Raw genomic sequence first — 14,497 nt, 5'->3', positions numbered from 1 at the left:
TTAAAATCCTTCCGTTTTTAAATACTTAATCGAGTAAACCGCTTCTTTTTTCTCTGATTCACCTGCATTTTTTAAATCATAAGTCTGGTCGGCAGGTGTATCTACATTTGGAAAACGACGCGTTGCTCCTGTACGAAAAACAATTCGAGAAACATCAGCAACTGGTTGATAAGCTAAACTTAATGAGGCTTCTTTACCATTAACTGTAAGCGTGTAAAATCTGGTATGCGCATCCAATTTCAATTTGATATCATAGCTTTTGCCAGCTTCATATTTCATAAAATTTTTATAACGGGCACCAGCTTTTCCACTTAAATTTCCAGCTGTATCAAAAGTTAAGCGAACACTTGCCATACCTTTTGCATCTTGTAATTCAATCTCCAGTAAACCGAAATCATTTTGCTTTGGCGTTACCGAGAATGATGTGATTATCTTTTTCGATGCCGGAAAAATTCTTTCAGCCTTTGCGTAATCAAATGGGTCTTTATCTCTTAAAACTAAAAGGCTATTTTCTACTTTTACAGGCGCCCACAGCGGACTATAAATATTCCAATTATCAAGTTCTTTTCCTTTTGTTAATTTGCTAAAATCATCATCAGCATGTTGCAGCGCCTTTTCATTTACGGGCAAAGGAACTGAAGAAACCCAAATATCTTCCTTGTTCATGCTGTATGTAACCCACAACTTCCCGTCAGCGGGTTTTCCATTACCTTCAATAATGCCACGAACATACTGCGGACCATAAGATTTGTAATTTCCACCGTAACGCATTGGGGTAATTTCGCCGTGAATTAATAATAAGTTTGTGTAATCTAAACCGTTTTTACTAGTCGAAATTGCCAAAGGCCACCTATATTCAGATGGGTTATAAACCGTTGCATAATTTCCATCAGCAGTTTTCTGACCCCAGAATTTGGCATTACTATTTACAAAACCTGGTGCACGTGTGGCGTTTTCGGGCCAGCTTTTACCATTATCATTGCTAATTGCAGTTAGTGCATTTTTCCATAAACCTACTACTCTTCCATCAGGTAAATGGTAATAATTAAAGGCTTTATATTGCTTTTGCAAAGTAATTAATGGGTCTTTTCTATCGGCTTCCTCATTCCATTGCTGTGTCATTAACTTATTGGCAAGCAACTCATTACACGCAGCAACAAAAGCTTTATTTTTGCTTTTTGTATAGTACGGATATTTTGTATTTTTTTCTGAATAACCCGGATTGTAATGAATAAAATAAATTGGACCGTATTTGCCATCCGCTTGTATTTCTCGAACTGCTCTACCAATTCCATGCCCATCATTCGGGTCATCTTTTGCATCAAAACTAATGGCATAAAATCCTAAAACAAGAAATACATTTTTTGTTGAAACATAAAAACCCATTCGCTGATGCATAACCGCATCTAAATCTTTAGCTACATCCGTTCTGCCTTCTTTGGTGGTTCCATCTGCAATTCTGTAAACCGGAAAAATTACATCAGGTTTCGTCCAGGTATAACCATCAGCAGAAGATTGCAAAAATGTTTGTCCTGGCGGGATGCTTTCTCCAACCTTATCACTCAAATATTCTACATAAAATTTATTGTTCCAATAAGCCAGCATTGGCGCATGATTATATGTCCAGCCGAAGTTTTCGGCTAATTCTGGATGTTCTCTGTTTGCCCTGAAAGTTTGAATATTATGAACACCAATTACCGGCGCAAGTTGCCCGTGATGATAATCGGCATTAACCAAAGTTTTACCTGTATAACGAACGGTATCTTGCGCCTGCGATTTTGCAAATACAAAGGGTAAGACTAAATAAAGTATTTTAAATATTTTCATTTTATTATGCATTTCGTCATTGCGAGGCACGAAGCAATCTCATCAGCAAATTAGATTGCTTCGTGCCTCGCAATGACGAGTTGGTTATTTACTTCCTCAACCTCTCAATCACTTTCCTCTTTACTTTTATAATAGTTCCATGTTTATGTCCTTCGGGGATAGAAACCTCAGAACTTACATCCTTAAAATTTTTAAAATCTGATGTTTTGTAAGCTGAATAGGTTTTTTGTCCGTAAGCATCAAAATAAATCAGGTAATCGTTTTTAACTTTTACAACCGTTGGTCCTTCTGTTAATTTCGGACTAAATGTTTCAGAAACATTTTTATACGGACCTAAAGCATCATCTGCGAAAGCAACTTTTAAATTTCGATTTGGGCGGGTGTTATCTTTTAAAACCAATACATAATCTTTGGCAGCTCGTTTTACAATTACTGCATCAATCACGCTAAAACCAGGATCTGAAAATAATTTTGTTTCAGAGAATGATTTAAAATCCTTGGTGGTAATGCTGTACATTCGATGGTTATTTTCTTCCTCTTCAATACCTTTTTCAAAACGAAATGGTATGGTTGATGCCCAAATGATTACAAATTCTTTCTTTTCGTCATCATAAAAAATTTCTGGCGCCCAAACATTAACTGTTTTAGGCTCATGCGCCATAACCGGAAGAAATTTTTGCTCACTCCAATTAATTAAATCCTTCGAACTGGCGTAACCAAAACCCTTATCGCCTTTCCAGCTGCATGTCCATACCAAATGAAATGTACCATCCGGACCTTGAGCAATTGATGGATCACGCATTACTTTTTGCGTGCCAACCGCTGGTTTGAGAAATGTTTTATTTAAATCTGTCCAATGATAGGCATCGTAGCTGTATAAATATCTCAAACCTTCATTTGCTGGCTCATGAAACGAAGTGAATAAATACGCTTGATTAGAGCAAGAAGTTAATCCACACAAAACCAGGCCAATTATAGCTAAGCGAAATGATGATATGATTGATGATTTTAACATTTTATATTTTAATTCCTTCATTCCCGAACGCGGGAATGTTACTGCTTTGGTAAATCTTCGCTATCATGTTTTTAATAAAGCTGGGGGTATTACCGACTTTAAATTATAACAGGAGATTGCTTCGTGCCTCGCAATGACGTTCACGGCGGTCGTCATTGCGAAGCCGGGTTTGTGTGAGCTGAAGCAATCTGTCTTGTAAAATGAAAATGCATCGTCGTTCCCTCCTTGAAATGACGGGCAAGCTAAATCTTATCCAATATCAAAACCCAATCATTTCCATTTGCAGCATCACCTGGCGGATTAAATTCCTTAATGCCTTTGTTTTCAAATTTCCCTATAACAGTCGTTTTTCCTGTTCTTGGGTCAAACCACGAAGCAGTTACATCATCGCCATCGGTTTTGCCCATTTGTACACTAAAAGTTTTACCCGTGTAAGTGTAGAACATTGCATATTCCTCTCCCCTTGTGGCTAAAACCCGATCGTACTTTTCACCATTAGTACCTGCAACCAAAGTTTGGTCTGGCACTCTGTCGAAATAAGAACGCGAAAGCATTAATTCTTTCAGGAATTTCATTTGCGTTGCACCCTTAGCATTCAATGCTATATCCCAGGTATCATTTGGACCATAAGCGGGTTTCAAATCCGTTTTTTTATACATCTGCATTACTGAATTATGACCGTAGGTATAGCCAAAAGCACCTGCAAAAACCGACCAGTAGCCATAACGGCGAACATCAGCATCATTCCATCGAGGTTCTCTTGTATCATGCAAACCTTGAGGAATATCTTCGTAAGATGGCTCTCCATCAATCGTTGGTTTGTTTGGCTTAAGTTTATAATCGGCTTCTATGTACTTCCAATTATCCTCGCCATAATGCAATTTCTCTTTAGCAGAAGTGTCTTGGTTATAACGGCGATGGCCGGATTGAACCATATCAAAATCGCTCCATTTCGAATCGTGAAACCAAGCTGAAGAAGCTGTTCTACCTCTTGGATGAAACGTTATTAAATGATTTGGGTCGTTCGCTCTTAATGTTTCACCAATTGTATTCCAAACTTTTAGGCCGTCACTGCCCCTAATATCTCCACCATTTAACCAAATAATATTCCATTTGTCTTTATATCTATCAGCCAAAAACTTAGCGTAAGCTTTCGCTTGAGCTTCATTAACCTTTTTCTCTTTAACATTTGTACCCCAAACCGGAACCAAAGCCATATATAAACCCTTTTCTGCGGCTTTATCAATAGCATAATCTACATGATCCCAATAATCGTAAGCGGTAGAATCTTTAAAATCGCTTTTATCTGTAACAACAGGTATTGAAACATTCTTGGCAACCAAAGCAGAATCGCCATAGATATTTTTGGCTGCAACATCATGCAGAACCATTACCTGAATCACATTAAAACCTTTTTGCTTTCTATCCTCGAGATAAGTATTCGTTTCTTCCCTATTTAAACGACTAAACAACAGCCAACCTGTATCGCCTAACCAAAAAAACGGCTTTCCATCTCCGGTACTAAAAAAGCGTCCGTTATCAGATACTAATAAACTTTTATCACCAAAATGGGGTTTTTCTTTACATCCAAATGCGAGCAGGCTGATAAAAAGTAAAAAGTATAGTTTAGATTTTGGCATCATAATTATATTTTATTAATGAAGATGAGCTCATCTCCAGTTTCAACTTTTTTAATTTTTGCAATAGATTGACCACTTATTTTTTCTTCCTTAACCAATACACCGGTTTTAGGATTGAATATCTTCACATTAAATTTTCCAGCAGTTTTAGTTAAATCTAAACTGATAACATCTGCTGATGCGTTATAAAACAGATAAGTTTTGCCTGCATTTTCCAAACCATATTGCTGGCCATTTTTCCCTATCGGGATGATTGTTTTTAATGTTGATATGGCATTTAAAACAGACTTATCGAGATTTTGAACATTACTTAAAGAACCTCCAGCCATCAAAACTGCCCAACCAAAAGCATCAAAATTATCTCCTGAGTACATTACTGCCTTTTCAGGAAATTTAGTTTTATATTCAGATACCGCATGATAAACCTCCTGGAAAGATGTTTTCTTTGGTTTTAGTAAACGGGCATGCTGGCGAGGCGCTAAATTTTGCCCGCCTTGTGGTGCATAAGCCGATCCATCTGCCTGGTAATGCCAATATTTGATATCGATTAAATCCACAACACTCGCCCTTTCTTTATCCGCCAAAATAGCATCCTGAACATCTTTAGTTACACTTAAACCAATAATCGGGTGTTTGCCGGTTTCTTTTTCCCAATCTTTTATGGTATCAATCCAAAACTGAACAAAATGCAGCGGACCAGTAAATTCTGCACCGATTAATTGAATAACGCCGGTATTTCCATCGAAATTTTCTAAACATTTCCTGATGTACGCTCTGTGTATCGCTTTGCGATTTTCATTGCTGATATCGTAAAACTGCTCGGCCATAAAAATACGTTTGTCTCCCGCATAGGGAACCGGTTCAGGGAAACCTGTATTGTTTATATTATTCGCTGTACGCCATGGAAAATCAGCATAATGTGCGCCTGCTTCGATAATATTATGCTGAAAATAATTTTCGTGAATTAAGATTAAGCTCTTTTGGTCGGCCAGATTTGCGAAAGTTTTCAACCTATCCCAATACCACAGATTATACTTTGTAATGTCGTATTTACTCAAACCATCCCAGGCCTTCTCCTGTCCGCTACGGGCGAAAGGCAGCTCATAAAACGGTGCCCAAACTTCTCCATCCATGCGGCGAATGCGCTCATGGTCGTCTCTTCTTCTATCGTACCAAAGACCATAATTATGGTCTAATACTTTAACCGAGCCATTTTTCATAGAATCGGTTATTGCATTCAAATCATCAGTTAAGCCATTTCCCTCACGACCAGGGACAAAACGGGTAGCATGAAATTTAGTTTTCTTTAAACCATGCGGACGAGCACTACCACTCCACCATGGCACATCTTGCCTATCGCCAATAACAATTTGATTGCCGCGTACCAACCAACCATTTTCGATGGTTGCGGCTTCAGCCAGTTTTATTTCAACAACTTTATCTAAACCAATGTTATCAATCGTTTTCGCATCTTTTGGTTCTGTTGATATTTTATTTCGCTCAGTTGCTGCATCAATATATTCGGCAACTGTTAAAGCGGGTTTAACCGCTAGTTTGGTTAATTTCTGCGCAACATCTACAGGCGGACTGCTCGAGGCTTCGGTTTCAACAGGTAGCAGAAATGTTCTGGTTTCAACCCCATTACCTAATCTATCTTTAAGTTGAGCATAGTATAAACTGCGAGGCTGAATTTGCTCATTGGACATATCCCAATAACCATTTCCAGAAAACTGGGCCCACGTTCCGAATGCCCAGTTTTGAGCTGTTGGAGGTTGTGGATTATCTACTCTTGCTGCACTGCATTGCCAAAAAACGCTGTTTGCAGCACTCCAGCCAGCACCTTGCCCATCCTGGCCTCTGTTTAAGTAACTCAAGGCTTGTCCATCGATATTTACAATATCAAACAGAACGCCCGATGCCCAACTATCAATTGTGCCGCTGAAACTAAATGGCAGATAGGATTGACATTGAACGAAAACATTTGGACCTGGAGCGCAGAAACCTACTGCAAAATCGTGGTAACCAAATTCAGCATATAATCTTTGAAAAAGTGTTTGCTGTCCAGTTGTTAAAAATGTAAACCTGCGTTCGCCACCAATTTCAGAAATTGGTGCTAATGATTTACAATCTTCAACGGTAATGCGCTTTGCCGTTTCTAAAACATTTACTGCAGAACCTGCAAAATGTTCAAAAACCACCTGACGAACCCACGCATCTTCTACGTTTTCTAAACTGATGGCTGTCCAGCGATGGTATTCATCTTTAATATTTTCCTTGTTATAATCAGATTCTAACTTTATATTCTCGACACCAGAATTTGCAATTCTTCCATCCCATTGGTATTTTGAAATGGTTGCCCCACCAAATTTAGCGTCAAGTGCTGTGGTAATTGGAACATCAATAGTAATAACAGCGCCATTTACAGCAGTAATTTTTCTATCGAAACGAATATCTCTTGTCCCAGGTTTCCAACCTAAAGCACTTTCGCCACCACCAAATTCTACGGTCTTTAAGGTTTCTATCCACTCTTTAGTTGACGGACGATGAATAATTATTTTATCGCCAACTTTAAAACGCGATGCATTTGCTACAGTAAGTTTGGTTGAATTAACAGGAACGTAATTATCGCTGATAGCAATCGGCTTTTCTTCAATTTTATTGTGCTTACCCAAAATTCTGATAACACCAATCCTGTCTAAACCTGTAGCGAAAATTATTGTACCATTCTCTCCCATTCCACTGCCCCGAAGCACCACCCCTGAAGCGGAAATTTTCAGCGTTCCTGCAACCTGATAAGTTCCCCTTTCTAATAATATCGCACCGCGTAAACCATCTTTCCCGATAGGTAATTTTGAAACATAGTTGATGGCCGATTGAATGCGCAAAGTTGCATCGCCATTTTTTAATGGAATAATTACTTTAACGTTTGCATTTGGGATTGATTTTTCGCCCGCCATATATCCGGCAAAAGAAAAATCAGGGATACGATTGCCCTGCTCATCAGATGTATAAGCCAATTTACCATCCTTATCTTTAAAAAGAGGCTTAGGTGGCTCAATAGGCTTAGTTTTTTGAGCGAAAGAAATACTTGTAGCAAAAAACAGTAAAGCCAATATTGGCAATACTTTGATTTTATATAGATGGTTAGTTTTTTGCATTTTTTATTTTGTTATATTTCCCGTCATTGCGAGGCACGATGCAATCTTAATGCAAAATATACTTTTGTGAGTTTGCTTCGTGCCTCGCAATGACGAGGTGTATATGTTTTTCTGCTTTAGTTATTCCGCTTAAACGTACCACTTATAACTTAAAACGTATTACTTATAACGTATTACTTATAACGTACAACTTAAAACGTATTACTTATAACGTAAAACCTACAACTCGCCTAAGGCCTAACTTTATTTATATCCACTAAACTATTTAAATAAACCTCAATATTCGAATAGCCAGATTTTGTAACTTTTGCTGCGTCTTTAGCATCCTTTGGATTTAAACCATTTTTCAGCTCGTAAGCATCCGGAATACCATCATTATCTGAATCAGTATAAGGTTTTCCTTTATATTCGGGGTAACCACCAACCTGAGAAATATCAGAAATTATGCCTTGCTTATAAGAATCTGAAGGTAATCTTCGCTTAACATAACTTTGCTTTTCTGTTAGATGAGCGCCTTCAAAAACCTCAATTTTCCCTGTAGCAACTTGCTTAACAATGCGTTGATCAACTGCATCGCGAACGGGTAAAGATGCACCTGCGTTAGCCAAAACATAATCGTATGCTTTTTTTGTGTCGATGATTGAAATCTTCGCCATTGGTAAAGGCTTATCTGTACGGATAGAATCTAACAATTTCTGTTTATCGCGTTTGCTTTCTGGCTGAATACCGCCATCCCAGTTATTTTTGGTTACTTTTTCGTTGCCTTCTATGATGTTTCCGGTTACGTAAGCACGTCCAAAATCGTTTACAAAACGCTTATCTCTGCCTGATTCCGGTTTCAGGATACGGTAAGAAATCGGTTCTCCCGCAGGTGTAATTGGTCCTGGTTTGTAGTAATTATTGATAAAGCTATAAAATGAAGCATTATCTCCACCATCAGCACTTCTATTCCACCAGTTAAAAATTACATTATTGGCAAATCCAAAATCGCCATACATACCAACAGATGGGTTTCTACTAATATTGGAAGCCCAGAGATTACGCATAAAAGTAGAATTTAATCCACCTATGGTGCTTCCAAAAGCATGATTATAAGTATCCAAAGCCTCAGAAAAAATTGAGTTTTGGATGGTTACATTTACTGTTGCAAGTTTTTCGGGCTTTGAGCCATCTTTCTTATCATAAACATGGCGATAGATAGACATGTTTTCGTCTAAACCCCAGCTTGCCGATACATGGTCGATGATAATATTACCTACCGGATTTCCTCCAATCGCATCATCTCTTCGTGTTACATCAGTTGCCCCACGGCGAAAACGCATATAGCGAATCACAACATCATGTGTGTCAATTAATACAGATTCGCCTGCAATGCAAACCCCATCGCCAGGTGCACTTTGGCCGGCAATGGTTATATATGGTGCTTTGATATTTAATGGCGATTTTAAGCGAATAATTCCGGCAACATTAAATACAACTATTCTGGCTCCGCCTTGCTCGCAAGCTTCGCGTAAAGTTCCTTTTCCTGAATCTTCCAAACTAGTAACTACATAAACTTTACCACCACTGCCACCAAAAGAATAAGCACCGCCACCTTCTGCACCCGGAAATGCCACCAATTTTGATTGCGGTAAATCACTTGGTTTATTAGCCCAGGGAATGTAAGGTTTACCTGCTTTGGCTTCTGCATCCATTACCGCTTTGGCTTTCAAAAATTGTTGATTAGCTCTTTCAGCATAAACCGCCATTATCGAATCTGATTTCTTCTCCATCGCTTCGGGGATAACTGGATATTGGGCTAAAGCCACATTTCCAACACCACAAAGCACAATTACGCCAAAAATAGCATTCCAGTTACGCATATTAATTAGGTTTTACTATTGATACGGGAACAACACTATTTAAGTAATTTTCGATGTTTGAATAGCCAGTTTTAGTAATTTTTGCTGCATCAGAAGCATCTTTCGGATTTAAACCGTTTTTCGATTCGTAAGCATCAGGCAACCCATCGTTATCCGAATCTTTGTAAGGCGTGCCCTTATATTCAGGGTAGCCACCAACTTGAGAAATTTCTGTTATAATACCTTGTTTATATGAGTCTCCAGGTAATCTGCGATGTTCAAACTGAAAAGCAGATGGTTTAGCATCCGGATGAACTTCAATAATTCCTGTTCTTACTTGCTTAATTACTCTGGCATCAACCGGATCTCTTTTCGGTAAAGTTGCCCCTACATTTGTTAAAACAAACTCTTTCGCCTGAAGCGTTGGGATGATGGATATTTTTGGCATTGGGAATGGTTTTTTAACACGCATTGCTGCAAAATATGGCGATGCCTGCTCATAACTCATTAAATTACCTTTTTTATCCTCTAACTGTACACCTCCATTCCAGTTATCTTTGGTTACCTTTTCATTTCCTTCAATAATATTTCCTTCTACATGCGCCCTTCCGAACACTACATAAGGCAATTTACTGCGGCCAGATTCTGGTTTTAAAATACGGTAAGAAATCGGATCTTTTAATTCGGTTACTGGTCCGGGTTTGTAATAATTATTGATGATGTTGTATTGAGCGGTATAATCGCCGCCATCAGTAGAACGGTTGTTCCAGTTGAAAACCACATTATTGGCAAAATTAAAAATGCCGTTCCAGCCAATTGATGGATTACGTGCACCATTATCTGCCCAAAGATTACGAACGAAAGCGCAATTTTCGCCACCCAAAGTAGAACCAAAAGCATGGTTCCAATAATCTAAAGCCTCAGAAAAAATAGAATTTTGAATCGTAATATTTACCGTGCCTAATTTGTCTTCAATTTTCCCTGTACTATCATTGTACATGTGGCGGTACATCGACATGTTTTCATCCAATCCCCAGCTTGCAGAAACGTGGTCAATCATAATATTTCCTACCGGATTTCCACCAATGGCATCATCTCTGCGACCAACAAAAGTTTCGCCTCTGCGGAAACGCATAAAACGAACAATTACATCGTGCGTGTTTAACCAAACCGATTCTCCGGCTACGCAAACACCATCACCAGGTGCAGTTTGACCAGAAATTGTGATATATGGTGCACGGATAATTAGAGGCGTTTTTAAACGGATGATACCCGAAACGTTGAAAACAACAATACGAGCACCACCTTGTTCACAAGCATCACGCAAAGAACCAGGACCACTATCATTTAAGTTTTTTACAACGATTACTCTACCACCACGACCACCAAAACTGTAAGCACCACCACCTTCAGCACCCGGAAAAGCAACAATTTCTGCCTGCGGTAAATCATTTGGTCGGCCTGCCCATGGAATATATGGCTTTCCTTGTTTGGCTTCTTGCTCAATAATTGGTTTTGCCTTTTCCCATGCAATATCCGATTGACGATAAGCTTGCTTCATCATCGAATCTGATTCTTTTTTAATCTTATCTGGAATATTTGGGTATTGTGCAAAAGCTGAACCAGCTGAGAGAATTAATGCCGATGAAAATAGTAGCGTAAATAAGTTCTTTTTCATGTGTGTTTTGCTCGTAAGAAAAACTAAGCTAAGCAGATTAAATTTAACTATTAAAATTATGGGTTAAATTAAAAATTGTGGCTCATTCTGTAGTAATTCCTGGTTAAAAATTTTGGTTAGAAAGTATATTATCTTTCAAATTTGCATTCAAAAACAGCCTTTTTAATGTATAATTTTCGCTAGCTATTGTACAATATTACCAATCGGACAAATAACCTGTAACAAATTAACTTCATTAACAAAGCCGTGTTACAAGGTAAATAAAAAATTCATATATAAATGTAACATTCTTAAATAAAAAAGGAGAGCAATCGCTGCTCCCCTTTTTCAAACCAAATATATATAAAAGTGGCGGTGCTAAATCCGCCATTAAGCAAGCATTTTAATTTTGCATTTTAACACTTACGTCTATGTAAGGTCTTTTTTGCAAGTCAGTAGTAACCTGATTGATTAACATCATTCCATATTTACCTTCTGGTGTGAGGAAAAATACAGCACTACCCGCAGCTAAACCGTTTGCAGCAGTAGTTCCAACTGTATTATTTAGATTTATGGTTCTTGCTTTTGCCAATGCTTCGATAGTGGAGCCTGAGATAGCGCCGGTTAAAAATACTGTTCCTTGATTTGTGATTGGAGCACTAAATTTTGTTGCTCTTTTTTGCCAGGTACTTGTATCGTAAATTGGAAACACACTTGCAGGTGCTGTAGTATTATACAAATTGATTGCATATTGAGTAACACCTTGCGCATCTTTATACAGGGTACGATATATACCAAAATCTATTTTTGTAGAATTTGCAGCACCATTGGTATAGCTAAAACTTGTAGCATCATTTAATGAGAAGAATGAAGGCAAAACTTTAGCTGTAGAATCTGGTAAAAAGATATCTCTGTTAGCAAAAATTTTGTAGCTTGGGTTTACATCAATAGTTACTTTTTTGTAACCATCACCAATATAAATTCCTTTCTGATTTAGAGCATACACTCTAAAACTTTGTTTACCATCTCTTAATGCAGGGTATAAGCTGTTTGGAATTTTATATATAAAAGAAAAACTTCTGCGTTGTGCCGGATCTGAAATTGCAGTTGTAATACGGGATGGTGTTGTTGTACCAGCCGAAGTTTCTATCACATAAGAATACATATCTTCTGCAGCAGAGTTGATTGTAAAATCAATCCATACTTCATCTTTCTCGTTTACCACTTTGTAATCTGTAACGCAACGCGGATCGCTGTTGTTAAAAGTTACGGTTACATCCTTAAACATGGTAAATATATTTTCAGATTCCTTTTTGCAAGAGGAAAATACCATTACACTTATTGCAATAAGGAATAACTTTTGAATATTTTTAGTTTTCATTTGAATAACATTTTAAAGGTAATGAAGCCAGCAGGAGCAGCTTATTAGCACACTCATGCAGGTTTCATATTTAATTTTATTAATCTGATAGGCTCAGTTTATAATCTCTAAGTTTTTAGTCAAGTGGATCAAATGTACCACCTGGCCAACCAACAGTTGTTGCTATGTTGGCACCAAAATTCACAAAATCGTTGTGAAACGTATAGAAATAATGAAACTCAGGAATTGTGTAAGCACCAAAATTTGGCGTAGTTGTTACATTTCTGAAATACCTTTGGTAGGTCGTTTTATCGTTTACATTAATGGTTTCTCTAAACATTACACCGTTTGTTACCGCTTCTAAAATTGCTTTATCTGCTGTATTTGCTAAGGAAACTTCTAATTTAGACATGTTACCACTTAATAAATGGAAAGTACGTGTTCTTCTCAAATCAGCATTTCGTTTGTTTTCGAATGCAAATTCTACTTGTCTTTCTGCTAAAAGTAAAGTTCTGAAATCGGAAGTGCTATTTGCTAAACCCAAACCATAATCTACATTACCAGCAACTACACCAGCCCTTACCCTGATTTGTCTTACCAAATCCTTGGCCAAGGCGATATTTCCTGTTTCATTTAAACAATCAGCATAGTTTAACATCACCTCAGATAATCTTAACTCAATCCAATCCATACCACTACCACCAACACCATTAGAGTAACTTACACCACCAACTGCTAAACCTGGTGTTGTAAAACGTTTCACATAAACAGCGTTACCGTTAGATTCGTTAATCGCATTATTGTAAGTCCATTGCTTTCTGGTCGCATTACCACTTAAAGGATAAACACTACCGTTTGTTGCAAAAGTTGCATCAAATCTTGGGTCTCTGTTCTGCCAGAACATAACCGGATCATAAGGAAAGTCGGTTGAGGTTCCTCTTGGTTTTCCGTCTTTCATTGGGTACGACTCTAACATTTTCACCGTTGGCGTATACATTTGATTGTATCCACCACCTTCTGAAGTTGGCCTGTTTCTCGATTCACCGTTATGACCTCTGTTTGGAATAGTATTCGAATAAGTTCTAACTAAAATTGCTTCTGTATTGGCTGTTCCTTCAGTACGGAAAATATCGATATAGCTTGGCATTAATCTTTTGCCGGCAGCAATACATAAATCATAAGCTTCTTTGTTGGCTGCTAAAGCTTCAGTCCATCTAGCTGCAACATAAGGATGTTTCGGATCGTTAGTTGGATTAAACTGCGGACTAGCCCAATAAAGCAAAACCTTAGCTTTTAAACATGCAGCAATAAGTTTTGTCATTTTGCCTCTACCGTCGCCATCAGCTGGATTAAAGCCTTCTAACATCGTCATTGCATTATTTAAGTCGCTAACAATAGCTGCAACACATTCTTTCGCAGTTTTTCTACCCCCTGTATAAACACTATTTGCAAGTTGCTGCTCTAAAATTAATGGCACACCACCATAAATTTTAACCAACTCAAAATAAGCCATTGCTCTTAAAGCATAATACTGGCCCAAATACTCACGTTGTCTGTTCTGAGCCATTCCACCTTTTGGAATGTTTGTAATTGCATCATTACATCTTGCGATATCCCAGTATTTATTATCACCAGGATTACCTCTGTATTGATTACCTACAATACCACGAACATCGTTAACACCTAACATACCTTCCATACCTAATGCGGCTCTTGCATTTGCATCTCCATTAGGATAATAATTTTCATCACTTGCAAGGTGTACACCAATCCTATCTGGCAGTACTTGTAATGGGAACCATGGTATGGTTACATCGTAAACTCTGTTTAAATGTAATTGAACAGACCCTTCGTTATCCCAAATAGCAATATCAATACCTTCGGTATCTGGTAAAAGAAAAAATTCATCTTTATTTACGCAGGCAGGTAAAGCTGCTGCAATGGCCAAAATCAATAAAGATTTTGTTATGTTGTTTTTTAATTGCTTAATCATTGCTCA

Annotated in this window: 8 protein-coding genes; all 8 read right to left on the bottom strand. The window is 37.9% G+C overall.

Annotated elements, in window-relative coordinates:
• The 8 genes from LUA86_RS14000 to LUA86_RS13965 all read right to left on the bottom strand — a co-directional run bounded on the left by LUA86_RS14000 (nucleotide 1) and on the right by LUA86_RS13965 (nucleotide 14,491).
• The gene (locus LUA86_RS14000; RefSeq protein ID WP_231463763.1) at nucleotides 1-1,827 is read right to left on the bottom strand and encodes an exo-alpha-sialidase; all 1,827 of its coding nucleotides are present in this window, start codon (nucleotides 1,825-1,827) and stop codon (nucleotides 1-3) included.
• A gap of 88 nt (nucleotides 1,828-1,915) precedes the next feature.
• Nucleotides 1,916-2,863, bottom strand: coding sequence for a glycoside hydrolase family 43 protein (locus LUA86_RS13995; protein WP_231463761.1), 948 nt, complete (start codon nucleotides 2,861-2,863; stop codon nucleotides 1,916-1,918).
• A gap of 221 nt (nucleotides 2,864-3,084) precedes the next feature.
• Complete coding sequence (locus LUA86_RS13990; RefSeq protein ID WP_231463759.1) at nucleotides 3,085-4,485, bottom strand: glycoside hydrolase family 140 protein; 1,401 nt, start codon at nucleotides 4,483-4,485, stop codon at nucleotides 3,085-3,087.
• A gap of 2 nt (nucleotides 4,486-4,487) precedes the next feature.
• Nucleotides 4,488-7,640 carry a DUF6298 domain-containing protein gene (locus tag LUA86_RS13985; protein ID WP_231463758.1) on the bottom strand — a complete coding sequence of 1,051 codons (3,153 nt, stop codon included), beginning with the start codon at nucleotides 7,638-7,640 and terminating at the stop codon, nucleotides 4,488-4,490.
• Nucleotides 7,641-7,870: 230 nt separating this feature from the next.
• Nucleotides 7,871-9,502 (bottom strand): polysaccharide lyase, encoded by a 1,632-nt coding sequence (locus LUA86_RS13980; protein WP_231463756.1) that lies wholly within the window; start codon nucleotides 9,500-9,502, stop codon nucleotides 7,871-7,873.
• Nucleotide 9,503: 1 nt separating this feature from the next.
• Nucleotides 9,504-11,159 carry a polysaccharide lyase family 1 protein gene (locus LUA86_RS13975; RefSeq protein WP_231463754.1) on the bottom strand — a complete coding sequence of 552 codons (1,656 nt, stop codon included), beginning with the start codon at nucleotides 11,157-11,159 and terminating at the stop codon, nucleotides 9,504-9,506.
• A 382-nt stretch (nucleotides 11,160-11,541) separates the two neighbouring features.
• Complete coding sequence (locus tag LUA86_RS13970; protein WP_231463752.1) at nucleotides 11,542-12,519, bottom strand: hypothetical protein; 978 nt, start codon at nucleotides 12,517-12,519, stop codon at nucleotides 11,542-11,544.
• 115 nt (nucleotides 12,520-12,634) lie between these two features.
• A complete protein-coding gene (locus LUA86_RS13965) occupies nucleotides 12,635-14,491 on the bottom strand; it encodes a RagB/SusD family nutrient uptake outer membrane protein (RefSeq protein WP_231463750.1) in 1,857 nt (618 codons plus the stop codon).
• Nucleotides 14,492-14,497 lie beyond the last annotated feature (6 nt).

Origin of the sequence: Pedobacter sp. Leaf132 (assembly GCF_920984695.1) — a bacterium.
In the GTDB taxonomy this organism is placed as follows: Bacteria; Bacteroidota; Bacteroidia; order Sphingobacteriales; family Sphingobacteriaceae; genus Pedobacter.
Note: the sequence above shows the minus strand (reverse complement) of the source record. Positions and strands in the feature narration are given on the sequence as shown.